This is a genomic window from Cohnella algarum (genome assembly GCF_016937515.1).
In the GTDB taxonomy this organism is placed as follows: domain Bacteria; phylum Bacillota; class Bacilli; order Paenibacillales; family Paenibacillaceae; genus Cohnella; species Cohnella algarum.
Genome location: NZ_JAFHKM010000002.1, coordinates 2,858,853 through 2,884,402, shown reverse-complemented (window position 1 = coordinate 2,884,402; position 25,550 = coordinate 2,858,853). Strand labels below are relative to the sequence as shown.

19 protein-coding genes, 1 pseudogene and 3 CRISPR repeat arrays (1 of these 23 only partly in view) are annotated in these 25,550 nt (G+C 52.1%); of the genes and pseudogenes, 15 read left to right on the top strand and 5 right to left on the bottom strand.

Annotated elements, in window-relative coordinates; genetic code table 11:
- Window positions 1–115: 115 nt before the first annotated feature.
- The 3 genes from JW799_RS13120 to JW799_RS13115 all read right to left on the bottom strand — a co-directional run bounded on the left by JW799_RS13120 (window position 116) and on the right by JW799_RS13115 (window position 2,955).
- Window positions 116–1,351, bottom strand: a complete 1,236-nt coding sequence (locus JW799_RS13120; RefSeq protein WP_240353259.1) for a PucR family transcriptional regulator — start codon at window positions 1,349–1,351, stop codon at window positions 116–118.
- Window positions 1,285–1,770 (bottom strand): PucR family transcriptional regulator ligand-binding domain-containing protein, encoded by a 486-nt coding sequence (locus JW799_RS28635; RefSeq protein ID WP_338026264.1) that lies wholly within the window; start codon window positions 1,768–1,770, stop codon window positions 1,285–1,287. Before JW799_RS28635 ends, JW799_RS13120 begins: the two co-directional genes overlap by 67 nt.
- A gap of 99 nt (window positions 1,771–1,869) precedes the next feature.
- The gene (locus tag JW799_RS13115; protein ID WP_205430158.1) at window positions 1,870–2,955 is read right to left on the bottom strand and encodes a DUF3048 domain-containing protein; all 1,086 of its coding nucleotides are present in this window, start codon (window positions 2,953–2,955) and stop codon (window positions 1,870–1,872) included.
- A gap of 185 nt (window positions 2,956–3,140) precedes the next feature.
- Between JW799_RS13115 and JW799_RS13110 the strand changes: the two genes are divergently transcribed.
- The 14 genes from JW799_RS13110 to JW799_RS13045 all read left to right on the top strand — a co-directional run bounded on the left by JW799_RS13110 (window position 3,141) and on the right by JW799_RS13045 (window position 20,590).
- Window positions 3,141–3,515 (top strand): GntR family transcriptional regulator, encoded by a 375-nt coding sequence (locus JW799_RS13110; protein ID WP_205430156.1) that lies wholly within the window; start codon window positions 3,141–3,143, stop codon window positions 3,513–3,515.
- Window positions 3,512–4,384 carry an ABC transporter ATP-binding protein gene (locus tag JW799_RS13105; protein ID WP_205430154.1) on the top strand — a complete coding sequence of 291 codons (873 nt, stop codon included), beginning with the start codon at window positions 3,512–3,514 and terminating at the stop codon, window positions 4,382–4,384. Before JW799_RS13110 ends, JW799_RS13105 begins: the two co-directional genes overlap by 4 nt.
- 1 nt (window position 4,385) lies before the next feature.
- Window positions 4,386–5,150 (top strand): hypothetical protein, encoded by a 765-nt coding sequence (locus JW799_RS13100; protein WP_205430152.1) that lies wholly within the window; start codon window positions 4,386–4,388, stop codon window positions 5,148–5,150.
- 168 nt (window positions 5,151–5,318) lie between these two features.
- Entirely contained in the window at window positions 5,319–7,064 is a 1,746-nt protein-coding gene (locus JW799_RS13095) for an alpha-glycosidase (protein ID WP_205430150.1), read from the top strand.
- 942 nt (window positions 7,065–8,006) lie between these two features.
- Window positions 8,007–8,549 (top strand): hypothetical protein, encoded by a 543-nt coding sequence (locus JW799_RS13090; protein WP_080835314.1) that lies wholly within the window; start codon window positions 8,007–8,009, stop codon window positions 8,547–8,549.
- 37 nt (window positions 8,550–8,586) lie between these two features.
- A complete protein-coding gene (locus JW799_RS13085; protein WP_080835317.1) occupies window positions 8,587–9,099 on the top strand; it encodes a hypothetical protein in 513 nt (170 codons plus the stop codon).
- A 508-nt stretch (window positions 9,100–9,607) separates the two neighbouring features.
- Window positions 9,608–10,253: direct repeats of the CRISPR family, unit length 33 nt; unit sequence GTCGCATCCCGTGCGGGGTGCGTGGATTGAAAC.
- Between the two features lie 924 nt (window positions 10,254–11,177).
- Complete coding sequence (gene cas6 / locus JW799_RS13080; RefSeq protein ID WP_080835320.1) at window positions 11,178–12,086, top strand: CRISPR system precrRNA processing endoribonuclease RAMP protein Cas6; 909 nt, start codon at window positions 11,178–11,180, stop codon at window positions 12,084–12,086.
- A gap of 25 nt (window positions 12,087–12,111) precedes the next feature.
- On the top strand, window positions 12,112–12,540 hold the full coding sequence (locus JW799_RS13075; RefSeq protein ID WP_205430149.1) for a DUF6602 domain-containing protein: 429 nt from the start codon (window positions 12,112–12,114) through the stop codon (window positions 12,538–12,540).
- Window positions 12,540–12,968, top strand: a complete 429-nt coding sequence (locus JW799_RS13070) for a hypothetical protein (RefSeq protein WP_205430147.1) — start codon at window positions 12,540–12,542, stop codon at window positions 12,966–12,968. Before JW799_RS13075 ends, JW799_RS13070 begins: the two co-directional genes overlap by 1 nt.
- Window positions 12,969–12,970: 2 nt before the next feature.
- Window positions 12,971–14,512, top strand: coding sequence for a Cas10/Cmr2 second palm domain-containing protein (locus JW799_RS13065; RefSeq protein WP_080835326.1), 1,542 nt, complete (start codon window positions 12,971–12,973; stop codon window positions 14,510–14,512).
- Window positions 14,509–16,755, top strand: a complete 2,247-nt coding sequence (locus JW799_RS13060) for an RAMP superfamily CRISPR-associated protein (RefSeq protein WP_205430145.1) — start codon at window positions 14,509–14,511, stop codon at window positions 16,753–16,755. Before JW799_RS13065 ends, JW799_RS13060 begins: the two co-directional genes overlap by 4 nt.
- Window positions 16,739–18,136, top strand: coding sequence for an RAMP superfamily CRISPR-associated protein (locus tag JW799_RS13055; RefSeq protein ID WP_080835329.1), 1,398 nt, complete (start codon window positions 16,739–16,741; stop codon window positions 18,134–18,136). Before JW799_RS13060 ends, JW799_RS13055 begins: the two co-directional genes overlap by 17 nt.
- On the top strand, window positions 18,133–18,717 hold the full coding sequence (gene csx19 / locus JW799_RS13050; RefSeq protein ID WP_080835331.1) for a type III-D CRISPR-associated protein Csx19: 585 nt from the start codon (window positions 18,133–18,135) through the stop codon (window positions 18,715–18,717). The genes JW799_RS13055 and csx19 overlap by 4 nt, the downstream gene beginning before the upstream one ends.
- A 4-nt stretch (window positions 18,718–18,721) precedes the next feature.
- Entirely contained in the window at window positions 18,722–20,590 is a 1,869-nt protein-coding gene (locus JW799_RS13045; RefSeq protein ID WP_080835334.1) for a TIGR03986 family type III CRISPR-associated RAMP protein, read from the top strand.
- 177 nt (window positions 20,591–20,767) lie between these two features.
- Window positions 20,768–21,333: direct repeats of the CRISPR family, unit length 32 nt.
- Window positions 21,334–21,617: 284 nt separating this feature from the next.
- Here JW799_RS13045 and hepT read toward each other — a convergent pair.
- Together hepT and mntA are read right to left on the bottom strand one after the other, a co-directional pair.
- Complete coding sequence (hepT, locus tag JW799_RS13040; protein ID WP_080835626.1) at window positions 21,618–22,004, bottom strand: type VII toxin-antitoxin system HepT family RNase toxin; 387 nt, start codon at window positions 22,002–22,004, stop codon at window positions 21,618–21,620.
- A 66-nt stretch (window positions 22,005–22,070) separates the two neighbouring features.
- A pseudogene (mntA, locus tag JW799_RS28630) lies at window positions 22,071–22,424 on the bottom strand (type VII toxin-antitoxin system MntA family adenylyltransferase antitoxin); the annotation flags it as partial.
- A 1,414-nt stretch (window positions 22,425–23,838) separates the two neighbouring features.
- Here mntA and JW799_RS13030 point away from each other — a divergent pair.
- Window positions 23,839–24,564 carry a Fic family protein gene (locus JW799_RS13030; protein ID WP_205430144.1) on the top strand — a complete coding sequence of 242 codons (726 nt, stop codon included), beginning with the start codon at window positions 23,839–23,841 and terminating at the stop codon, window positions 24,562–24,564.
- 203 nt (window positions 24,565–24,767) lie between these two features.
- A CRISPR array of direct repeats spans window positions 24,768–25,550; the repeat unit is 32 nt; unit sequence GTCGCATCCCATGTGAATGCGTGGATTGAAAC (it continues 1,123 nt past the right edge of the window).

Genomic DNA, 25,550 nt, shown 5'->3' with positions numbered 1-25,550 from the left:
TCTGTAAAAACGGTATCAATTTCGGAAGGCCATTAATATGTGGAAAAGGACAAAAAAAACACCGACGTTTCGTCGGTGCGGCCAGAAATGCCTGCGCGGCGCCATGTCAGGAATGTCAATAATGGCCCGTTTGCAATATTTGGTGGATGTGAATGCCGAGATGGAGCAGCAGCCGCTTTTCCGCATCGTGAATGCCGTGCCCGGTCAATTGCTCGATTTTTTGCAGCCGGTATTTCATCGTGTTTACGTGCACGTACAGCTTTTCGGCCGTTTCGTTTAGCGAGCAGTTGCAGGCGAAGTACTCCGTCAGCGTCTGGACGAGGTTGGAGTTGTTGCTGAAATCGTATTCGACGAGCTTGCCGATCGTCTCTTTGTAAATATCTTCAAGCTCGTTCCAATCGTGAAACTGGCTCAAAATGCGAAAAACCCCGAGATCGTCGAAATGGACGACGCCTTTCTCCTGGGCGACGGGAGCCCCCAGCCGGATCGCCTTGACGGCTTCGACGTAGCCTTGGCGAATGCCCTCGAGCCCCCGGTAAAAACGGCCGATCCCGACCGTAAACGCCCAATCGCCGAAATCGTGGGACAGCTGCTTGCGGATCGCCTCGGCCGTCTGAATGACGGCGCTCTTGTCCGCGCCTTCCGGCAGCCCGTTCTCGCTCCCGCCGGTTACCGGGTACAGGATCACGAGGTACTCCTTGCGGGCCAGCGCGATCGTGCCCGCGCCGCGAAACCGGAAAAACTCGTTTGCCTTGCGGACAAGCTTGCGTTTTTGCTCCTGCAGGCGCAGCTCCTTGCTTTCGAGATTGTCCTGGCTCTGGCCGCCGCCGGCGTACGCGATCGCGAACACCTGGTAGTCGACGGACAAATCCCAGCCGTACAGCCGCGCCCGCTCGATCGTCTCCGCCTTGTCCGGCACGTTGCCGTCAAGCACTTCCGCCAGCAAATCGTCCTTGAACGCCTGCTCCACGTCGTTGCGGGTGATAACCTTGAGGAACTCCAGCGCGAGTAGCGGCACGGCGCGGTCGAGAAGGTGAAAATCCCGCTCCTCCAGCGGCCGCTTCGTTTGCCAGCACGTGACGTCGCCATACAGCTCGTCGCTCAGTTGAAGCGGCGTCACAATGCACGGCGTCAGCCGTCCGTCGAGCATGCGCTCCATCCGGATGGAGCGCTTCGCCGCCTTCAGCTCGTTGCGCTGCAGCCGGGACAGCGGAAAAATGCTGCGCCCCTTGAACAATCCGTCGAGACCGGGAATATCCGAGCCGACCGTGATCAGATTGTCGGTCATTTGCTGCATCGCCTCGACCAGCGCGGGAATGCCCTTCCCCCCATCGCCAGCTCCGTAATCCAATGAAAAAAGGCCTCCAGCTCCTGCTTGCCGCTAAGCGCCGGGTCGACCATGATCTGCATGAGCGGAGTCATAATGTCCAGGTAGGATACCTCGTTGTGAATCTCGATAATCGGCAGGTTATGCCGGTTCCCCGCTTCGATGATCGGCCGGGGAATTTCCTGCACGTAGCGCTGCGTCTTGATCGCCAGCGCCGAGCTGTTCACCTCGTCGAGCTGCCGCACCAGATCGCGGATCGCTTCGGGGTCGTCCTTGATCGGATACAGGCTCGTCAGCAGCAAATCGTTGCCCTTCAGCCATTGAATGACGTCCGGCACTTCCATGACGGTGATGTATTCGATTTCCCGGTCGAGCCCCGCTTCTCCGGCAACCACTTTGCACTTCGTAAAGCCCCCGATGCCGAGAGCTTCTCTGACGGTCACTCCCATGGTGTTCTCCTTCTGGTTGTCTTTGTGACGTTGGTGTAATTTTATTATAACCTAAAATGTCAAAACCGCCTTTTTTCGCCTGTCCGCTCTCGGCTATTGATAGGTTACGAGAGAAGCGAGCGGCGACGAGCTCGGGAGGACGTGGTAGTACGTCTTGCCCGGCGCGAAAGGAAGCTCGGCGCCGTCCTTGACCAGCCGGACGATATCGCCGGATTCCCGCTCCCACTCGCAGACGATGACTCGGCCCTGCTGAAACAGCAGCGCTTCCCCTCCGCTTTGCAAATTGATCTCCAGCCGGCCCTCGCTGTCGTACGTCCGGTGCTTCGCGGAAAGCATGACCAGGTTCGCGGCCGCAAGCTGCTCGTCGTTGTTCAGGTCGGTATGGGGTTCGCCGTTGATCGAGCGGGCGTACGTGCCTTTTGCCGGATCGTAACGATAGGACACCTTGTAGCTGTCGAGCTGGAATTTGACCTCGACGTCGGCCGCCGCCGGATCTTCGGGCGAGAACGCGATCGCCGAACGGAACGTCATCGCCGGCACGTCGGCCGTTTCGTTATGCCCGAGCTTTTCCGTTCCCTCCCGCAGCTTCGGGATGGTGGAGTACAGGTTGTGCGGCGCCTTCCGGAAGCTTTCCCGGTAAAAATACGCGCTCGCGTTGTTGATCTCGTCCAGATCCGCCTTCCCGGAATGCTGCAAAATTGCCAATGCGTCGTTGCTCGCGCCCGCATGGACGAGCACGCCGCCGTACGCCTCGCCGATGTCGATCATGTACGGGCGAATGCTCCGGATCGGGCCGATCGGCTCATCAAGCGCCGAGCTTTGGAAAATGGACACCAGCCTCGTAATGCCTCCCTCCGCGAGCACTTCCCAGACGATGTCCGCGTGCGAAAGGCCGGATTGCGGCCGCGCGGGCTTCAAATTGTTGATCATGACCGCGAGCGGACGTTTCGTCACTTCCTCGTAAACGGGAAGTCCGGTCAGAGGCGCGATAAAAGCCGGCGCGGCCGTTTCGGACGGCTTCGGAGAGGCGGACGACGTTTCGACCGGCGCGGAAGGGGTCGCGTCGGGCCCCGGCGCGGACCCGCCGGCTCCTCCGCATGCGGATAATGCCGCCACTCCGACGGCGAGGACGAGCGCGGTCGCGGAGCGCTTGATCCAGTGTGCACTTACGGGTCTCATTTCAATTCCTCCGTCGCTTTTTCTATTTTTCTATTAAACCATAAACGAATAAGAGGGTGGAACTTTTTGGCCGATTTTTGTGAAACGATGGGCTTGACGAATCGGATTTTTTTGATTAAGTTATATACATGACTATATAACGATATGAGTATAGCAGCGGATCGCTGCCGGGTGGTGACAACCAGTTGAGCATGGCGTTCGACAACAGCAAACCGATATTTATGCAGATCCGTGACAAAATCGAAGATCAAATCGTAAACGATCAGCTGAAGGAACAGGATCAGGTGCCGTCGACGAACCAGTTGGTGCAGTTTTACAAGATCAACCACATCACCGTGGCCAAAGGGATCAATATGCTCGTCGACGAAGGCATTTTATTCAAAAAAAGAGGTGTAGGCATGTTTGTCGCGGAGGGAGCGAAAGAAATCATCATGAGAAAACGGAGATCGGCTTTTGTGGACGAATACGTTCTGCCCTTGGTGCTGGAGGCTGAAAAGCTGGGCATTTCCGAGGCGGAAATCGCCGCCCTGATCAAGGAAACGAAAGGACGGGATCAATGATGCTGGATGTGACGGCAGACGGATTGAGCCTTCGCTACGGCGATTTCGAAGCGTTGAGCGACATTTCCTTCCATTTGAAGGGCGGCAAAATATACGGGCTGCTTGGCCGGAACGGCGCCGGAAAAACGTCGCTGCTTTCCCTGCTCGCTTCGTTCTGCGAGCATACCGCGGGATCGATCCGGATCGGCGGCGAGCCTCCGTTCGAAAACCCGCGCGTCATGCGCCAGGTCGCGTTCGTGTTCGTGGAAAGCCACGCCAACGAATCCGAAAAGGTGAAAGGCATGGTCGAGGCCGCCCGGCGGTATCGCCCGAATTTCGATTTCGAGTACGCGATGGAGCTGGTCAAGAAGTTCAAGCTTCCGGCGGATAAGCCGGTCCGCCAGCTTTCCCGCGGGATGCAGTCCGCGCTGAACGCCGCGATCGGCCTCGCGACCCGCTCGCCGCTGACGATTCTGGACGAACCCTATACGGGCATGGACGCGCCGACGAGGGAGCTTTTTTACCGGGAATTGCTGAACGATCAGGAGAGGCATCCCCGAACGATGATTTTATCGACGCACCTCGTCTCCGAAATGGATTATCTGTTCGACGAAGTGATCGTTCTTCATCGGGGAAAGCTTCTTCTGCACGAGGACTACGAGAGCGTCATCGGCAAAGGCGCGTCCGTGACCGGGCCGGCCCATGCGGTGGACGAATTCGTCCAAGGCATGACGAAGCTCAACTCCCAGCAGCTCGGCGATACGAAGTGCGTCACGGTGTACGGCGACATCCCCGAGGAAGCCCGGTTCGCCGCCAGACGGAAGCAGCTGGACATCGGCCCGGTGTCGCTGCAGGATTTATTCATTCATTTGACAAGCGAGGACGAGTGAGATGGAGGCAAAAATATACCCGAAAGGCAAATCCGACGTCCCCAAAGTCGCGGGCGATCTGCTTGTCTTGCAATCGACGTGGTCGTTCATGTTCGTGGCGATCATGCTCGCCGTTTATCTCGTTTTTCATTACGTCGTACCGTCGGTCGGCTTTCTCAAGCTGAATAACAATCTTTTGACCAATTCGCTGGAAAACGATTTTCTCGATTTCGTGTTCCGGCCGTCCAAAGTGTATATGCTGATCGTCGGCATCACCTCCGCTTCCGGCTTTCTTGCGTTTTACGTCAAGCACGGCATTACGCGCAAGGCTTGCTTTGCCGGCTCGGCCGCCGCTTCCGTCGCGCATGCCGCCGCGCTCGCCGTCCTGGCCGGAATCCCGACCGCCGTCCAGCATCTCGCGTTTCCGTCGTCGGTTCCGGCGGAACCGGAGGGCTACCTGGATTTCGGCGGAAACTGGGGACTGGCGCTGCTGAGCTTCGCGATGAACGTCCTGATTTATTACTCCGCCGGCTGGCTGATCGGAATCGGCTTCTACCGCTTCGTTCCGAGCGTCGGGATACTCTTTATCCCGCTTGCCCTTCTTTGGATCGTCGCGTCCGACGTGCTGTGGGAGTTCGAGCTGCAAAATCCGCTGACCGGCTGGCTTTCGTTCGATCGTCCCGAGTTCACGCCTCTCGTCTCCGCGGCCGGAACGCTCGTCCTGTTCGGCGCCGCGCTTGCAATCATCCGAGCCTTCACGGTAAGAGCCGCGATCAAGATCAAATAACCCTTGGCACGCGGACTTCGATCCGATATAATGAAGCCAGCGATAATTTAAAGGCAATGTTACCGATAGGTACAACCTCGGCGGGAAGCTACGGGGTTGTGCCTTTTTTGCGTTCCCTTCTTCCCTCCGGAATTATCGGAATCTCATTTTGCGAAGGAGTGCTGGACTATGCTGCGGGAAGCGATTTTTCACCGGCCCAAGATGAACTGGGCCTACGCCTACGACGAAAGGACGATTCATCTTCGCGTTCGGACGAAGCGGAACGAAATGGAAGCGGTTAACGCCATCGTCGGGGACAAATATGCCTGGGAGCGGACGAAGCGAATCGTGCCGATGCGCGCGTTCGCGGCGGATGAGCTGTTCGACTACTGGGAAGCGGCCGTGGAGCCTCCGTATCGCCGGCTGCGCTACGGCTTCCATTTCGTCCGGGGCGGCGAGGAGCTCTATTTGACGGAAAAGGAATTCCGCGAAACGCCTCCTCCGGACTCTCTGGAGCTGTTCGATTTCCCGTTCATCAACCCGGTCGACGTGTTTGCCCCGCCGGAGTGGGTGAAGGACGCGGTGTTCTATCAAATTTTCCCCGAGCGCTTCGCGAACGGCGACCCTTCGAACGATCCGGAGGGCGCGCTGCCGTGGGGAAGCGCCGAACCGACGCCGACGAATTTCTTCGGCGGGGATTTGCAGGGCGTGCTCGACCATTTGGACCATTTGGCGGATCTCGGGGTCAACGCGATTTATTTCAATCCGCTGTTCGAGGCGACGACCAACCATAAATACGATACGAAGGATTATCTCAAGGTCGATCCTCATTTCGGCACGAACGATAAGCTCAAGGAGCTGGTCGACGCCTGCCACGCGCGGGGCATCCGGGTCATGCTCGACGCGGTGTTCAACCATTCCGGGCGCGAGTTCCCGCCGTTCGTGGACGTTCTGGAAAAAGGGGCCGATTCGCCTTACGCCGGCTGGTTCCACGTCCGGGAATTTCCGCTGCGGGTCGCAGGCGGCATTCCCACTTACGATACGTTCGCCTTCGAGCCGATCATGCCGAAGCTGAACACGGAGCATCCCGAGGTCAAAAAGTACCTGCTCGACGTCGCCCGCTACTGGATCGAGGAAGTCGGCATCGACGGCTGGCGTCTCGACGTCGCCAACGAGGTCGACCACCGGTTTTGGCGCGAGTTCCGCGACACGGTCAAGGCCGCCAAGCCGGATGCCTACATTTTGGGGGAAATTTGGCACGATTCGATACCTTGGCTGCAAGGCGACCAGTTCGACGCGGTCATGAACTATCCGCTCACGAACGCCGTCATCGACTTCTTCGCCGAAGGCACGATCGACGCCGCGAAGTTCGCGAACGCGATCGGGGCGCAGCTCGCCGCCTATCCGCAGCAGGTGACCGAAACGGCGTTCAACCTGCTCGGCAGCCACGACACCCCGCGCCTGCTCACGCGATGCGGCGGCGACGTCGGCCGGATGAAGCTGGCGACGCTGTTCAAGCTGACGTATCCCGGCACCCCGTGCGTCTATTACGGGGACGAGGTCGGCATGAGCGGCGACGGCGATCCGGGCTGCCGCGAATGCATGGCGTGGGAGGAGGAGAAGCAGGACCGGGAGCTGCTCCGGTTTTTCGCCGGCGCGATCCGCCTGCGCAAAAACCACGCCGCGCTGCGGAGCGCGGACATCCGCTTTTTGCAGGCGGAGCCGGGCAGCCGCACGCTCGTGTACGAGCGGCGCGCGGCGGACGGCGAGCGGTTCATCGTCGCGATGAACGCCGGAGGCGAGAGCGCGTCCGTGTCCGTCCCTGCCGCGGGCAGCTGGGCGGACGCCTTCACCGGCGAGCCGGCGCCGCTCGGCCGCGGGCGGCTGCAGGCGGAGCTGCCCGCGTTCGGCTACGCCGTCTGGCGACAGGCGTAGCCGCGGGCGGCTCGCGGAGCTGGCGGGGCTTGCGCCGGCAGCCGGTGGCGGGGCCACTCGCGCGAGGCTGCGCTAACGGTCGCGGCGGGACCGTTATTCGCGAAATTTCCCGCACTACGAGCGAATAGCGGCCCCTGGTGGCCGTTAATTCGTTCGAGTGTGAGCGAAAACGGCCGATCTTCCGAATTTAACGGTCGCGCGAGGCCGTTATTCGCGAAGTTTCCCGCACTACGAGCGAATAGCGGCCCCTGGTGGCCGTTAACTCGTTCGAGTACGAGCGAAAACGGCCGATCTTCCGATTTAACGGTCGCGCGAGGCCGTTATTTGCCAAATTTCCCGCACTACGAGCGAAAACGGCCGATCTTCCGATTTAACGGTCGCGCGAAGCCGTTATTCGCGAAATTTTTTCCCGCACTGTGAGCTCTTAGCGCCGCTCTTTCCACGTCCGCCTCGAACAAGTCCCCTTTCCCCGGCTCGCCCCTTCGCATTTGAACTTCATCATCGGCCCACCTCCGCCCTATTGGAAAAATTCGACACCTTCCGTTACTTCCTGCTCCTTCTCCCAAACCGATCCGAAAATAAATCCCGATTTGTAGTTACAATTACAGAAAAGCGGTCGAATCTCTGCTATATTAAGAGCATAGCTAAGCCGCTTGCGGATTTTTCGCAGCAGTTTCACCCATTACACCAGTGAAGGAGATGCCATCATGGTTCCTATGCCTCCCAACTTAGATAAGAAAGAAGGCAGCAAATTGGGCCGATTCACGATCGTGGATCTTTTGAAAGCAAGCGAGCAAGTCCGCACGGCAGCGGCCAAGTAATCCGGCCAAGCGCAAGCGCCACCGATCCGGCTAGCCCGGGTCTTTTTTTATCGCCGATTTACATTTTCAAAAACCGGGTCAATAATCAAAATATCCCGCGACAAAGGAGCCCGGTTTGCCTATGGATCATTACTTTGCGGTATGCGCTTTCGAGGCGTATCAGGAGCGTTATCTCGATTTTTTGCTCGAACATTATGCGGAGCTGAATTTGCCGTACGATTTTCCCGTTGCGCTCAGTTTTATCGGAAGTCCGATTTTGCTGGGTGCGGAGGCGATCGTCTGCTTCGACGGCGAGGACGAGCCGATCGCCGCGCTCGGCTGCATCCACGGCACGGGGGAAAACGACTATCGGGACGCGGAGATCGTTCAAGTTCAAACCGTTTTTATCGCGGAGCGCTATCGCAATACCCGGCTGTTCCTGCAAGGCTTGCAGTTTTTGACGCAACATCTCGCCCAGAAGGAGAGGCCCGTTTCGGAGATCCGCTTCTGGATTCCCGCGCAGGCGAAGCTTCAAAGGCTATGCGCCAAGCTCGGGCAACGGACCGCCTCGGTCGATACGCATCGGGGAACCCTGGAAGAGTATCGAACCGACTTTTCCTCGCTTTACCGCTATGCGATGAGGTTCCGGCACGAGTTGTATGACGGCGATTCGGACCGGTCCTGAAAGATGCATTCAAAAAATAGGAGGACGTTGGCTCCGAATGAAAATCAACTTTAAAGTTTGCCGGGATGCGCAGGACTTGGCGCAATTTTCCCAATATTTTATCCGAAACCGTGCGGATTTCAGCGGCAACTTCAACTTGGGAGAAGCTCTCCTCTATATTTTGCGAACCGTCCCGAATTCCCAGGTGGTGCTCGCGCGCGGCCACGACGGCCAAACGATCGGCTGGACCTATTATCGGTACCTGACCGCCGACGGGGAGCCTCATCCGCAAGGAGAAGTCGCGTTCGTGGACTCCGCGATCATTTCCGAGGGGTATCGCAAGAGCGGCGCTTTCGTAACGGGCTTCCGCTTTTTGGTCAACCATATCGTCTCCGAAAACGAAAACGTCCGCACGTTCCGGTTCCACGCCTTGGCGGATCGCCCCTATTTGAACCGGCTGTACGGCAAATTCGCCGACGTGATCGGCCAGGCGGACAGCTTGCTGGGCGTCGTGAACGTCTACTCCTCGGACGCGGAGCGGATGAGCGCTTTTTTCAATCGGTTGAGGTAGCGGCTTTGCGCTTGGAGCTCTTCGCTTCGGAGTTGGCGGTTGACTTCTGAAGCGCGCGGCTTCCGAAGCCTCCTGTGAATTTTTGGGGCTTTCCTTTTAAACGGTCATACCTTTTTCCTCATTCTCTATTTGCCACGGTCTTATCTTGGCGTTTCCTTTTCCAATTGCCGTAGAATGTGCAAAACAGATGCGGCCGTATGGGCGCGAACCCCAAGCTAGCTTGAAATCCCCGTGAGGTTTGCACTCCTTTCCGCGTGCCGGGGGCTGGCGGAAGTTTCGGAGGCAAGAGCCTTCAGAGATGCAAATCGCACAATTTTTTCACTAATGATCCCGAACTCTGGTGCGAACCCCAAGCGCACATGATTTTCCCGGGAGATTCGCACCTCTTGATATGACCGGGTTTCCGGCTTTTTATCATGAAAATACCCTTGTTTTAAGGTATAATAAAATGAGGTTCGCACTGAAGCGCTTGCAATCCCTTGCCGTTCAAGGGCTTTGCAGCCGCGCTGTCGCATCCCGTGCGGGGTGCGTGGATTGAAACTCAATTAAGGTGGAAATATCGACGCCGAGAAGCTCGTCGCATCCCGTGCGGGGTGCGTGGATTGAAACTATAAATCAATGGCATGGGAGCGAGCGAGGAAGCGTCGCATCCCGTGCGGGGTGCGTGGATTGAAACCAAAGCTTGTTGCTCAAGAGTTAAAAAAGGAAATCGTCGCATCCCGTGCGGGGTGCGTGGATTGAAACAGAGACTCCGTATAGGCGTTTGTGATGCGATGATCGTCGCATCCCGTGCGGGGTGCGTGGATTGAAACCCAAGACCGGTTCCGGCAAAGATCGCCGCACGACCCCGGTCGCATCCCGTGCGGGGTGCGTGGATTGAAACGATGCTTGTAACATAGGCGTGCGTCGTGTACATGTCGCATCCCGTGCGGGGTGCGTGGATTGAAACCGGCTTAAGGTACATGCTTTTCGTCTGTCCAAACAGTCGCATCCCGTATGGGGTGCGTGGATTGAAACCCTCAGCCTCCCTGATCAATCGGTCAATATACCAACGTGTCGCATCCCGTATGGGGTGCGTGGATTGAAACCCGTTCAGGTAATGGAAAATCATCATCGAACCCGTCGCATCCCGTGCGGGGTGCGTGGATTGAAACGCTTTGGTTGATACTTGCCTTTGCAATTGCATCTGGTCGCATCCCGGCGGGGTGCGTGGATTGAAACAGCATCCCGAGGTCGTCATTGATAAACGCCTCACGTCGCATCCCGTGCGGGATGCGTGGATTGAAACTGAACGTACTCTTTATATCAGCCATAGCCAGAACGTCGCATCCCGTATGGGGTGCGTGGATTGAAACCTCGTCGATTGATTTAAGCACCGCGGCGGAATCGTCGCATCCCATATGGGGTGCGTGAATTGAAACTTCCCTATAGATCAAGGTGAACGTGTGATGCTGAAGGGCATCCCGTGCGGGGTGCGTGGATTGAAACTCCTCTGAGCGTTTCTGTCTGATCGGAGCAGATCGTCTCATCCCGTGCTGGGGGGCGTGGATTGAAACCTTGACTGGCTTGTCCTCGCCGTGCTGTGCGGCCACCGCATCCCGAATGGGTACGTGGATTGAAACCACGAAGTATCGGGTAAACGTTGTACGGAATGTCCGTCGCCTCCCGTGCGGATGCTGTACTGAAACCCGTCTGCTGGATGGAGAACTTAGAGCCCAGTCAAGTGGTCCCATTCCACCTACACTGGTCTAAACTCAGCAGGTAGTTGGCATCTCCTTAATTCAATCACGCCCTATACAAAGTGCTTGCAATCAGTTCGCAGGTACTTGTCCAGAACTTAATGTAGCCAATCACGACAAGATTATCGTATGTTGGTTGTGGATTTTGGTTTTTCTCATTTCTAACCCTCAATAAAATATAGCCAATACCAGCTTATCCCCTTCCCCGCTTTACCAACTCTAGATCCCAATTTCCTATTCCTAAGGCAACCAAAGTAATAATTTGTAAAGTTTTGTGGTAAAATGTTGATATAAATAAATCTATGTTCCTATTTTTATATCGAAAGTTAGGTCGATGCGATGTTTTCTCATCTGGAAACGTTGACGCTACGAGCATCGTTTGTAGCCAAAAAAGAAGGAAGATTGCCTCCTTATTTAGGTTCAACGTTAAGAGGTATCATCGGGCATTGCATGCGGGATTTTGTCTGCCCGACGCCTAAAGTACTTTGTCATCAATGCAACATCAGGCATAGTTGTTCCTATGCCCAGACTTTTTGCTCCCCGGGAAATGAAGGCGGTGCCGTTAATCCTTTTGTTCTGCATCCGTTGGTCCGCGGCAAAACGGTTTGGCAGCCGGGGGATATTTGTTCGTTCGATCTGACTTTGATCGGAGAAGCAACTGGTCGGGCAGGGCTTCTTTTGGATACGTTCCAAGCCATGGGAGAACGGGGATGGGGCGCAGAACGACTTTCCTTCGCGCTGGAACAAGTAGTCGATCCGATTCGAGGCCGATTGATTTATTCCAGTGGAAAGACATGGATGCGAAATTTACAACCTATTTCTTTAAACTGTACGGAACGGCCGGCAACAGCTGCTCTGGTCCGCTTTGATACGCCTGTACGAATTCTGCTTAACCGCACTCTTTGCCATTCGTTGTCCTTTCCCGTACTTATTCAATCCATTGTTCGGAGAGTAGCTTTACTGTCTCAAGCTTACTCGCAGCACCTCGTTCACTGGGACGAAGAAGGGTTATTGAATGAGGCACGCAAAGTCAGGACGATCCAGCAAAATTGGCAGTTTGTCGATTTTGAACGGTACTCGATGAACCGTAAGGACAACAAGTTGAATTTGCCGGCCATTGAAGGATGGGCTTGCTATGAGGGAGATTTAACCCCTTTTACGCCGCTGCTTGAAGCCGGAACGCTACTGCATGCGGGTAAAAATTCGACCATTGGTTTCGGGCACTTTAGCGTTATCTACGATAAATAAAGCAATATGAAAGGAGCCTTTGAAAATGACAGCCAAGAAAAATACAATACCTAAAATCATTGGAAACTATGCGCATCTGGAAAGGTCGATCGTAAGTCAACTTCTACTAGAAACACCTGCTCATCCTCCAACGACAGGATCGTATCGCGAGTACATATGGAAAGAATTATTCGAGCAAGTCATTCCTCGCAAGTTCTGCATTGATCAAGGTGTATTTGTTCTGGACTCCAATGGCAATATTTCAGCAGAAGTTGATCTGGCAATCTACGACGAACAGTATACTCCCTATATTTTCAATTACGGAAAAATGAAGTTTATTCCGATCGAAGCTGTAGCTGTCGTTGTTCAATGTAAAAGCAACACTTTGAAGTTAGATGAACTAAAGAGCTGGTGTAAATCCATTGCAATGCTCAGTACTTGTAGTGAATCTGTAACCAGAATTTCAGGGGACTAATGTTTGAAAGCCCTGCTTCACAAAAAGCCACTCGGCCCATTCGTATTTTATGTTCGACCACGACCGAACAAATTTCTAAATCTACTTCTAATCTATTTGATATTATTATTAGCTTTGATACTGACTTCACCCTTCGAAAGACGATGCAGAATGAAAATAAGTCTTATGATTACTGGTTCAAAAAGTTAAACCACTATAAAATAACCAAAATAGACAAATACAATAATCAAAAACAAGCACAAGCCAAAAAAATTTCAGACCTCAAACTTACCGACAACAACCAAAAAGAACACGTTTTTCTAACCCTGATCTTTCAGCTAAATCAGCTCCTCATGCTGATAAACAATCCGATGCCGTTTCCTCACGCCGCTTATAAGCAAATGTTCGAGAAGCATCTAAAGAAGTCGTCACAGGAAGGTGAAATGTAGTCATGAGCGTGCTGGCAAAATTTGATCTCAGCGGCATCCAGGATTTTATTTTTGCTTCGAACAAACTGACTGAAATTAGCGGCGGCTCTCAGATCGTAAAGAAGACGCTGGCCTCGGACGGCGTCCTCGGACGCATGTTGCAACCTTATGGCGAAGACGCAAAACTCCAGTATTCCGGTGGTGGAAATGCAATTGTGCGCTTTAAAACATTGGAGGATGCTCAGAGAGTATCTCGCAACTTAAAGATTTGGCTGCTCCAACACGGGCGAGGATTGCGTCTTTGCAGCGGGTATTGCGAGTACGATGAGAAAACGCCTGCCAAGCTTGTTTTTCAGACATTACGGCAAAACGCGGAACGCGAGAAACAAACGGAACAGACGCCCCGACTTATGGGCTCATATTCTATCAATCGGTTGGACAATTTGACACAAGCCCCTATATGCATCAACAAAGAAAAACCTTATCTAGGCATGTCTGCTCAGCAGAGAAGCAAACGGGAAGAAGCCGATCAACGTTATTTTGAATTGAAGTTTCAGCTACCGGAACACGAGTCGTTTATTCGTGAATTCCAGCATTTCCGCAAGGAAGAAGACAAAAATTTTCTCGCAATTGTTCACATTGACGGAAATGGCATGGGAGAACTCGTAAAAAAACTGACCGAGGACTCCGAACTCTCTATGGACGAAGCCTTGAAGAAACTCTGCCAGTTGTCCGGCGAAATTAATAACTCCTATGAGAATGCGTTCCGTCAACTTATTCAATATGTTAAAGATCGCCAGTTGAAAACGGATCATACGAGCCCTAACCTCGTTCTGCCGATTCGACCGATCGTCATGGACGGCGACGACGTAACCTTTGTATGCGACGGTAAGTACGGATTGGAATATGCCGAGTACTTTATAAAGCACCTTAATGATCTCGACCCTTCGTTTGACGAGAACCATCTGACTGCAAGCGCCGGAGTGGCCATCGCTAAGATCACGTTTCCCTTTTCGAGAGCCTACGCCATCGCCGAGCAATGTTGCGAATATGCCAAACATGAAGGTCGATTACGGGATAAAGGTCAGAAAAGAGCTTCCTGGATCGATTTTCATCTTTGCAAAAGCGGTATCACCGGCGATTTGGATCAAACAAGGAAACAATATTTCGTCCCGTATAACGATCGCTTTTTGTCATTATGCTTTAGGCCCTGGTATATTCCCCGTCAGGGGGATTCAGAAGAATGCCGCGACCTGGCAATTTACGAGTTGAGTAACTTCAAGAAATTGACTGCCGAATTTGCGTGTTCGCCGAAAGTGTGGGCACGCTCCAAGCTGAAGGATTTGCACCATGTGATGAAATCCGGCAAAGAAGCAATCGGCCTTGAGCTTGAGTTCATTCGCTCGCGCTATCCGCAAGATTTTGAACGTCTGATCACGCTTCTTGGCGGAACCTGGGACTTGGCTGTTCAACATTACGGGACGTCGGAACCGTCCTACACGACGAAACTGTTTGACGCGCTCGAATTCATCGACTTTTGTTCCTGGCAGGAGGTTTCATCATGAAATTCGTATTGGAATTATTATCTCCGCTTTGTCCCGCAATCGGTGAAGGCTCCGCCGGTATCATCGATACAGAAGTTGCCGTAGACGAGTTTGGAATTCCCGAAATTCCGGCCAAAAGGTTAAAGGGTTGTCTGCTCGAATGTTTCGACGAACTGGCTCAATACGATGCTGAAATATTCAGCCAGAATGTTCGTGATCGGCTATTTGGTCGCAGCGGAACGTTACAGGGAAACGTTTTGATTAGAAACGGCCGCCCGAGCGGCTATGCGGAACTCGTGGATTGTCTCCGGCACCTTCGGAGCAATCCAACAACCGCTTCCTATTTCCATCCTGACGCTGTTCGCGACGTCTATACGTCGATAAGAACACAAACGGCCGTCGATCGTGGAACTGGAGCGGTCAAGCCGAAATCGTTGCGCTCTATTCGCGTCATTCAGCCAGTTTCTACTTTTGAGTTTGAAGTCTCTTTTTCCGGAGAGTATTCATTGGCAGATTTGGATATTTTGGAAACCTGTACAAATGTGCTGCGTCATATGGGATTGAACCGCACGCGAGGACTTGGTTGGGTAAAGTGCCGTCTGGATCGAACGATTCGGGAGAATGAAGATTCCGGCTTCTTTTCCACCGATAGACTGGATGAGTCGGAAACGTATGAATTGCCCCTAAATCTGATGCTGCAATCGCCCGTTATTTTTCGAGAAGGCTACGTTACCGGTACCGCTCTGCTCGGTTCGTTCGCTTCTCTTTACATTAAGGACCGGAAAAAGCAAAATCCCGCTTACGATCCGGAAAAGGACGAACTATTTGCCGATCTGTTTCTCCACGGCAAGGTAAGGTTTCGTAACGGGTACCCGTCCGTTTCGGACATTTCTCCGCAAAGGTCCCGCCCGAACGGTGCACATTGGAAACGTAAAAAAGACGATTACGATCACGTCTACATTATGGAACCTGCCTATGATAAAAATTCGAATCCGTCTTCTTCGGGTACGATGCAGGACGACCGGATGGCTACGGTTCCTCAAGGCTTTCATATCGCCAGTCCCGAGAATTCGTCTGTCGTATATTGGGTAAAGCAAGCGACAGAAATCCATTATCATCATCAGCGCCCAGCCCTAAAAAGCATCGGCCACGCTCTCGGACCGGAAAGCGAGATCGGCGGAGAACTGTTCGTCTATGAGGCGCTGCCTCGAAACAGCTTGTTCGCAGCCGGTCTGGAGGGCGAGGGGCGACTTCTGAATGTCTTAATCGATTTAGCCAAACGCTACGGCTGCCTGCTTCGCATGGGGCGAAGCGCAAACGTCCAGTACGGGCAAGTACGTCTGAAATTCGGTCAAATTGTCCGAACGAAGCCTCCGGAAATGATCCGGATTCAAAGTGGCCAAACTTTCGGTGTGCTACTCTCCTCGCCTTCCGTCGTGCCCAATTCCAACGGATACTGCGATTGCAAGGCGGAGACGTTTGCAACCGCGTATTTGCGTGAATTGGAGAAACAGCTTGCCGGACCTTTATCGATTGAACCGACCGGCTCGGTTTACTGCCGGTTTACGGAATACAGCGGCTACAATACGAAATGGCAGTTGCCGAAAGTGAGCCAGCCCGCATACGACGGGGGCAGCCTGTTCGTTTTTGTGAACCGTAGTTCTGTAGATGTCATGGTCCCGGCAAGAGGAACGCTGGGCCTTTATACGTCTGTCGGCTACGGTGAGTATGAGATTGATGTCCTGGCGCATAAGCGATTGATTGTTCGCGAGCCTATCTCCCGAACGGAAAACGAGATCCCTGAAGCTCTGCCGCTGACGGAGACAACACGTATGCTAATCTCTTCTGTACTAAAAACCGTTCTGTTTCGCCGATTGTCGGCCCAAGCAGCCCAAGATGCAGATGAATGGTTTGACAGTCATTTAACACACCGCGACAAGTTAAATCCGCACATCCGCAAGCGGTGGAAGTTATATCGCGAATGCCGGTCGAAGATGAACTATGAGACGCTGTACAATCAAGCTCGTAGCTTAGATGCAAAAAAACGCAAGAATTCCGTCTCGTTCAAGGATCTATTTCGCGCAGAACGAGTCACCGGCGAAACCGATCAAATTTTACAGGAACTATCCTTTCCCGCCCTGTTGGAATGGAAACCGGGCACGTACGAAGTGTTAACTTGCTACTACGATACTTTTTTTGCACTATTGAAGGTACGACTCAAACGGCAACAAAAGGAGGCACAACAAATTGGTTCCGCAAACTAAACGGCTTCCGGGCAATCGGATTACGCACCGTATATATTTGAGAGGAACGCTTGTTCTGAAGTCTCCCGCCATCGTCTCCGGCGGACAAGCCGTGCACAGCGATATCGATATTCTCCGGGATTTCCGCGGCAATCCATATATTCCCGGCAGTACGTTGGCGGGCGTCCTACGCAGCTTGTGCGCCCATGGCGTCAGCCTGGATCAAGAGGAGGAAGATATCGTTTCCGTGTTCGGACAATCCGTTGGACGCGATAGAATCTCTACACTCAGTTCCTTTATATTTTACGACGCCACAACAGCCGAGCCGATCTCTGTTTCATTTCGAGAAAGTGTGCGCCTGGGTCCCCATAAGACAGCGGTCCACGAAGCGAAACTGGACTACGAGGTCATCGATTGCGAAGCTGCTTTTACTTTTATGCTGGAAGCGGTTATCCGCGATGGTCAGTACCTGGCCGCACAAAAAAATATTGATCGTATGGTCCATGGCTTTCAAGACGGTCTTGTTCGGGTTGGCCGCAAAACCCGCCGAGGGTTCGGCATCCTTGCTTTAGAAGATGCTGCGTACCTGGAACTCGACATGAGCAAAAAAGAAGACCGAGAGTTATGGATTCATTTTGATTGGAGGCATGTTACGCAACCCTGGAGTCCCTCCAAATTTAATGTTTCCCTCGGGAACCGATTTACGACAATCCGAGTCCCGCTGAGAATTCCTCATTCGCTGCTCATTCGGACGTACGATACAAGTCTTAAAGACGACGACGATACCACTTCGGCCGAACAACTTACCCGCTCCGACTTCTTACCGGTCATTCCCGGCACCTCCTGGGCCGGCGCATTCCGATCCTACACCGAGGAACTGCGGAATCTGGAGCAGTTGAACGCTCTTGAGATCGACGATCTATTCGGACGGATCGCAAAGAACACCGGAGCAGAGGCGTTGGCGTCGCCGCTCGTATTTGAAGAGTCTGTCATCTATGGAGGCGAACTGGTCCGGCATGTAAGGGCGGCGATTGACCGGTTTCGGGGTGGAGCTGCAGACGGAGCTTTATTAACCGTTCGGCCTTTGTTGAACACATCCGGTTCAGCGCATACCGAGCTAACAATCCGTGTCGAGCACCGAAACGGTAATAACGACTACATAATCGGACTTGTTCTATTATGTATTGACGAACTGGCACGAGGGATGATTACGGTCGGTGGAGAAACGGCGATCGGCCGGGGAATTTTTACGGTAGATGGCGTTGATCCCGACGAGGAAGAACATCTCTCGGAGCAGGTAAATCATGCGGTCCGAATTGATGGAGGCCATCTGCCGGCAGATGCCTACCGGCAGGCGTTTATCGAGAAAATCCCGGTATGGAGGAGCGTGACGAAAGCTTGACCACGTTTAATATCCGAAAGCTTGAAGAAGCCGTTGATAACTTTCTCCAAAAAAAGACCAATCGCCGCCTATTTGCACTGGACTATCGGGACAACGGCGTCTTTTTCGGCAAGAACCGCGAATACCGTCTTCTCTTCCATGACGGCCAACCTTCCGACTGGAACGCAACCACAATGCTACGAATTTTTGACACGGAAAACGAGTTTTATGCGCTAAAAGTAGATTATGATTCGTTCATCGTTCGGGTGATAGAAGATGAAAACGAAACAAAACTACCACGGCTAAACGACATAGATGACAGTTTGTTGCATACGTTGCCGGATGGAATGGTTGTATTCGATGAATGCCATGAACTGTGGGGTACTTTTGCTGAAGATTCATCATTGGGCCAAGAGTGGCAACGATATACGGAAGCTCGAGGCAATTCCATTATGCTCCCGGTCAAACTGGACCGGAGCAGTCTCCCTGTTTATTCCAAAGTCCGGAATTATATCGAAGCTCGGAATGGCAGCATTAACGTGATCGATTCCCGTCTGTGCGGACTATATTACGTAGAAAACGGCGAAGAAAAGGCGGTGTAGTAACATGTCCCGATTCTCCAAAAAAGAAATTGCTAATTTCGCTCAAAATGATTCGCAATGGAAGATCGATCTCAACGAGTCGTTCGTCAATCCTTACACATTCATTCCGCTCGGGGACGAATGCACGCGGATGAATCCGGAACATGGTACTTTAAGCGGGTATATCGAATGCGAGTTGACACCTCATACCCCGTTGATCATCCCAAACACTTCCGGCCCTAAATCGGAAACTAATCCTTTTTATAATTTTTATGGATACCGAAACTTGGAGGCAGGACAAGACAAAGAAGAATACTACCCGCCTGTCGTCCCCGGCTCCGAAATTCGTGGCGCCATCCGCTCCGTTCACGAAGCCGCCACGAACTCCTGTATGAGTGTGGTCAATACTGACCCGGAAGATTATTTATTCCGCCGCTCAGGGATCCCTCGGAACAAGTTCGGGATATTGAAATTCATCGACGGGGATTGGGTATTGTTTAAAGCTGAAAAGAAGAAAGTTCGAAGTCACAAAAATCTATGGAATCGTTACTCGCAAGGTTCTCGAGTTGTCTTAAATAAAGAACAGGTAGAAGTAATCGGCTTGTTCGATAACTTGGGAACGAACCAACCGGAGTACTATTTGCATATTTCCAAATATATGCCCAAGAAAAAAAATGAATCCGTCTTTAAATTGACAAATCAAATTATTAGACGATTTTCGGACGATGACCTGTCCATTCGGAAACTTCATGAGCTGTTGAAGAACTATGAAGACAATGAGAAAAATGCGTCCGAACCAAGTTATCGTATTTACCTTGAGCGGCTAAAGGCTAAAGATGGGCAAGCTATTTGCGTTTACTATTATGATCCGAATGACTACAACGGTACGTATCTATTTGCCCCGTCATCGATTTCTAAAGATATGTTTTTGAACCAACCTTATCACATTCTGAAGGATAACGGCGGCTATCAACCTTGTGAGGACCCAGATTGCCTATGCCCATCCTGCTCTCTGTTCGGCATGGTCGGCAAAAAGGGATCAATGGGATCTCGCCTTCGGTTTACCGACGCCACAATTGTGAACCCGTTATTGAAACCCCAAGAATACTATAGGCCCGAACTTGAACTCACTTTAGCATCTCCCAAGCCCTCGGCAGCGGAGTTTTATCTGGAACGGCCGAATATGAAACACGACAAACGTCCAGCCGATCATTGGAATTACGATTACGCTGTGAGGTATGACCGCAAACTTAAAAATAAGGAAGTGATTCAATACGGAACAGCCATCCTAAGAGGGCGAAAATTTTACTGGCATGGTGTTCCAATAAAAAATGATAACAAGCAGGGCAAGAATTCGAAACTCACACATACGGTTCGCCCCGTAAAACCCGGAATCACATTTGCGTTTAAGGTATATTTTCACCACCTGACCGAACAGGAGTTGGCGAATTTGAAGTGGGTGTTGGAGTTGCGTAGCTCCGATAACGGAAATCATATGCATAAATTAGGCTACGCCAAACCGTTGGGCATGGGAAGCGTCAAAATTGCAGTCAAGCAAATCAAAACTCGCGATTCGCGAGAACTGCAGAGAAGAGGGAGCTTTGTATACCGGGCCTATGAACCGGGAAACCACTCTATCGAACCTAAAGTTCTCGAACGATTGCTCAAGGTGACCGATTTTAATTTTCCCGATAAACCTCTGGTCAGCTATCCAAAAGTACATGGGAGAAGAAATGAGGAAATTTACCAATGGTTTGCGGCTAATCAATCCTTGCGGATTCAAAACGGAAAAATCAAACATTCCTCGTTTCCTCCTGTCATTTTGGAGCAACTGCCGCATATCGATTCCGCTGATCAGAAATTGCACAAGTATATTCAAATCAATCCAAAGTAATATTTGGGAGTGCGAACCCCAAGCGCACATGATTTTCCCGGGAGATTCGCACCCCTTGATATGAATGGGATTTCGGCATTTTAGTATGAAAATCCACCTGTTTTCAGGTATAATAAAATGAGATTCGCACTGAAGCGCTTGCAAACCCTTGCCGCTCAAGGGCTCCGTATCGTCGCTGTCGCATCCCATACGGATGCGTGGATTGAAACTTGTTGTCGCGGGCATCTTTGATCAGCCCGCAAGTCGCATCCCATACGGATGCGTGGATTGAAACGAACGTCCGGAGGCTGTCACTAAACCAATCTCGACGTCGCATCCCATACGGATGCGTGGATTGAAACCTTTGGTTCTCTTTCCATTGGATCAAATCGTCGCGTCGCATCCCATACGGATGCGTGGATTGAAACGGAACGCTTGATACTATCCCTCAAGAGTACAAGGACAGTCGCATCCCATACGGATGCGTGGATTGAAACCAGTTCCTTACGGTAATCGTCCCGTTCTGCCTTAGTCGCATCCCATACGGATGCGTGGATTGAAACTCCAATTACCCTGGTAGCTATGTCTACGACTCCTGGTCGCATCCCATACGGATGCGTGGATTGAAACTCTTGCTTGCCGGAATTCTTCCAGCGTCATTGCGTTGTCGCATCCCATACGGATGCGTGGATTGAAACAGGTTGTGACCGATCTTGGCGAGACGATCGACATTTCGCATCCCATACGGATGCGTGGATTGAAACGTCATCCGGCTCTTTCTCTTTTGCTGACGCCGGCTGCGGTCGCATTCCATACGGGGTGCGTGGATTGAAATCGGAAGCGTTTCCGGTTTGGCGTTGATGTCGTCGGCGTCGCATCCATGCGAATGCGTGAATTGAAACAACAAGCATCAGTAAGATGTAGTTCCGTCGTTAAATCGAATGAATCCTATATGATTTAAATTAATCTACATCTACGCCCCAAAATAAAAAATGGAACGAAGCAGAATCACCCTCTGCCCATCCCATTGTTTTTTCCTCCCTATACCTTATGCCCCGTCCGGCTCCGAACTTTTTGCCATGTATACCCGGATCCTGTCCGCAAACGCCGGAAAGTCGTTCAAATGCTTCTCAATGATCGCCTGAACAATTCTGACCTCAATGTTGCGAAAACCGACCATCGCTTTCAGGTTGTTGCACAGTTCTTCCGAGATCACTTGCTCCCGCAGCAAAAAATCAAATGCCTCCTTGCTCGTTTGAGGCAATCCGAGCTTTTTTTCCGCCACCGTGTGCATGGCCAGATCGATACATGCCTCGCAGGCTCGTTGCAAATTCAGAATGATCGAGTCCTGCTTGGTCATATTCCCGAGGTTGGCCGGGTCTCCTGCATATTCTTCTTGAATTCGGGCGATGCACCGGTTAATGGTAGTCCACATCCCGCCCCATGCGCTGTCCCCCGTTCCGTTTTCAATTTGAGCCAAAATTTCAGAACGTTCTTCATTCAACAAAGCGTACGATTTTAACGCCACCATAAAAGCTTCCTGCCGGACAAAAGGCTCCCCATCGTACAGCATTTTCCCGGTCGTCACCACTTGTGCCTGAAAAACCGTGCTTGCCCTATAAAAATCAATCAGATCCACATCGCGTTTCAGCACATCTGCAAGCCGTTGGGCCATCATAAAACGTTCGTAGTCCGAACTTCTCCGGTGCGACAAATACGCGATGTCCACGTCACTATCGACGCGCATCCGCTCCTTTGCCGCCGATCCGAATAAAATGACCGCAAACGCTTCGCAATTTTCAACGAGAAACTGAACGATCTCCTGCGTTTGTTTCTTCGTCAGTTCCGTTTTCATCTTGCCTCCTATTGAACTTTGAACTTTTTTGGGGAAAATAGGATTGTCACCGCAAAAGCGAGTAATCGTCAGAACCTATAGAGCTTTTTTTCTATCATAACCTCTTTTTTGGCGGAAATATACGGCATCACAAGTGCGAACCCCAAGCGCACATGATTTTCCCGGGAGATTCGCACCCCTTGATATGACTGGGATTTCGGCATTTTATTATGAAAAACTACCCGTTTTCAAGTATAATAAAATGAGATTCGCACTGAAGCGCTTGCAAACCCTTGCCACTCAAGGGCTCCGCAGCCGCGCTGTCGCATCCCGTATGGGGTGCGTGGATTGAAACCGGCCCTACGATCGCATACAGGAGATCGTTGTAAGTCGCATCCCGTATGGGGTGCGTGGATTGAAACCCAACCCGTATCGGAGAAAATAATGAAATCCGGGTCGCATCCCGTATGGGGTGCGTGGATTGAAACTCGGACCCGCCTCCTCCCGATTGCGGTTTCGGTCGCATCCCGTATGGGGTGCGTGGATTGAAACGGTTCGGACGCAATCCGGGCCGGAAACATCCTCGTCGCATCCCGTATGGGGTGCGTGGATTGAAACTATTTTGCGGCCTATGACGAGTGCTACCGGTATTGGTCGCATCCCGTATGGGGTGCGTGGATTGAAACGTCCGCAAGCATGTCGGCAGCTCGCAAGCTGAAATGTCGCATCCCGTATGGGGTGCGTGGATTGAAACGCTCCGGAGAATCCGAGTGTCGAACAAGAAATCGGTCGCATCCCGTATGGGGTGCGTGGATTGAAACATAGGTACGGATTACGGTGTACCGCACGCCCTCGGTCGCATCCCGTATGGGGTGCGTGGATTGAAACCCGTACTTGTCTTTGAAAACGAATGTTCCCGGTGTGGTCGCATCCCGTATGGGGTGCGTGGATTGAAACTTACCCAAAGGAGGACAGATGAATGATTACCATCGTCGCATCCCGTATGGGGTGCGTGGATTGAAACCGGAAGAATCCAAGGCTTTCCGCTCTTTCCGTCCGTCGCATCCCGTATGGGGTGCGTGGATTGAAACTGCCAAGGTTCGAGGATGAATGGCTTACCGCGAAGGTCGCATCCCGTATGGGGTGCGTGGATTGAAACCATTTGCCGCTTAACGGCAATACGGTCACGAGAGGGTCGCATCCCGTATGGGGTGCGTGGATTGAAACATCTGCGGATTATCCTCCGTGGTGACGGGTTTGCGTCGCACCCCGTATGGGGTACGTGGATTGAAACAGCAAATCAAGCCACAGAGCCACTTTCAAGCGATCGCCGCATCCCGTACGAGAGACGCAAATTGAAACCCTGTCGCCCATCCGGTATTATCGGGAGTAGAATTAATTTTCTCCCCAAAGTGTAGGGAAGAGGAGGAAAATGATGTTTAAAACAATCGACCAAAAAAAACAAAAACTCGATTCCAAACGCCCTCTTCCCGTACATACGCTTAACAGTATCCGAGAGCATTTAATTGTAAATTGGACCTACAATTCAAATGCAATCGAAGGCAACACCCTGACTCTATCCGAAACCAAAGTCGCTCTTGAGGGTATAACGGTCGGCGGAAAAACGATCAAAGAACACCTCGAGGCCATCAACCACAAAGAAGCGATTCTCTATGTCGAAGAACTGGTTAGAAGCAACGAACCTTTCTCGGAATGGCAAATCAAAAGCATTCACGGCTTAATTCTAAAAGGCATCATGGATGATCAGGCCGGCGTTTACCGGAAACAAAATGTACTGATCAGCGGTGCAAAGCACATTCCGCCGGACTTTAGTCATGTCCCTTTTTTGATGGAGCAGTTGGCTCATTGGATGGTTTCGCAAAGCAAGTCCTTGCACGCTATTGAAAGAGCGGCCAGACTTCATAGTGAGTTTGTAAAAATTCATCCTTTTGTTGACGGGAACGGGAGAACGGCACGGCTGCTTTTAAATTTTGAACTGATGAAAAACGGATATCCCCCAATTGTCATTGAAAAGGAAAATCGTTTGGAGTACTATTCCGCTCTCGATGAAGCCCATACATCCGGAAATCCGGAAAATTTTGTCGCATTCATTTCGCAAAAAGTCGATCAAACCTTTGATTGGTACCTAAATCTACTCTGACTCCCCCAAAATGAAGTTAGGTATACCTTAGCATTGGTGCGAACCCCAAGCGCACATGTTTTTCCCGGGAGATTCGCACCCCTTGATATGCCTGGGTTTTCGGCTTTTTATCATGAAATTCCTCCTGTTTTGAAGTATAATAAAATGAGATTCGCACTAAAGCGCTTGCAAACCCTTGCTGCATAAGGGCTCTATTGCCGCGCTGTCGCATCCCATGTGAATGCGTGGATTGAAACATATTGGGGCTTGGGCACGGGCCGAAATTCTCCGATGTCGCATCCCATGTGAATGCGTGGATTGAAACCTGCAAGATTCCGGGGGTATCTTTTGGCAAGGTGTCGCATCCCATGTGAATGCGTGGATTGAAACGACGCAGCTCCTTAAACCGCTGTACCAGGCCGCGACCGTCGCATCCCATGTGAATGCGTGGATTGAAACTGCTCACCGCTCGGGGAGAGGGCTTCGGGATCACGTCGCATCCCATGTGAATGCGTGGATTGAAACGTCGGTATCAGGTGGAGGGTCGTCCGGGCCGCGCGTCGCATCCCATGTGAATGCGTGGATTGAAACATACCAGTCCGCGACCAAGACGAGGCAAAACAGTCGCATCCCATGTGAATGCGTGGATTGAAACTTGCTCCTCGGCCACTTGGTTCCACAAATCCCGGTCGCATCCCATGTGAATGCGTGGATTGAAACTCCGCCTTGATCGCTTCGGCGAGCGCTCGCGTCGAGTCGCATCCCATGTGAATGCGTGGATTGAAACCACCAAACATCGGGGTCATTGATCATGCTCCTCTCGTCGCATCCCATGTGAATGCGTGGATTGAAACTGCAATAACTCTTGAACCGTGATATCACTCATTGTCGCATCCCATGTGAATGCGTGGATTGAAACCAGTCGGCAATGAACAATTCCAGATTGTTCTTGGTCGCATCCCATGTGAATGCGTGGATTGAAACGACGAGACGTAATATCGATTAAC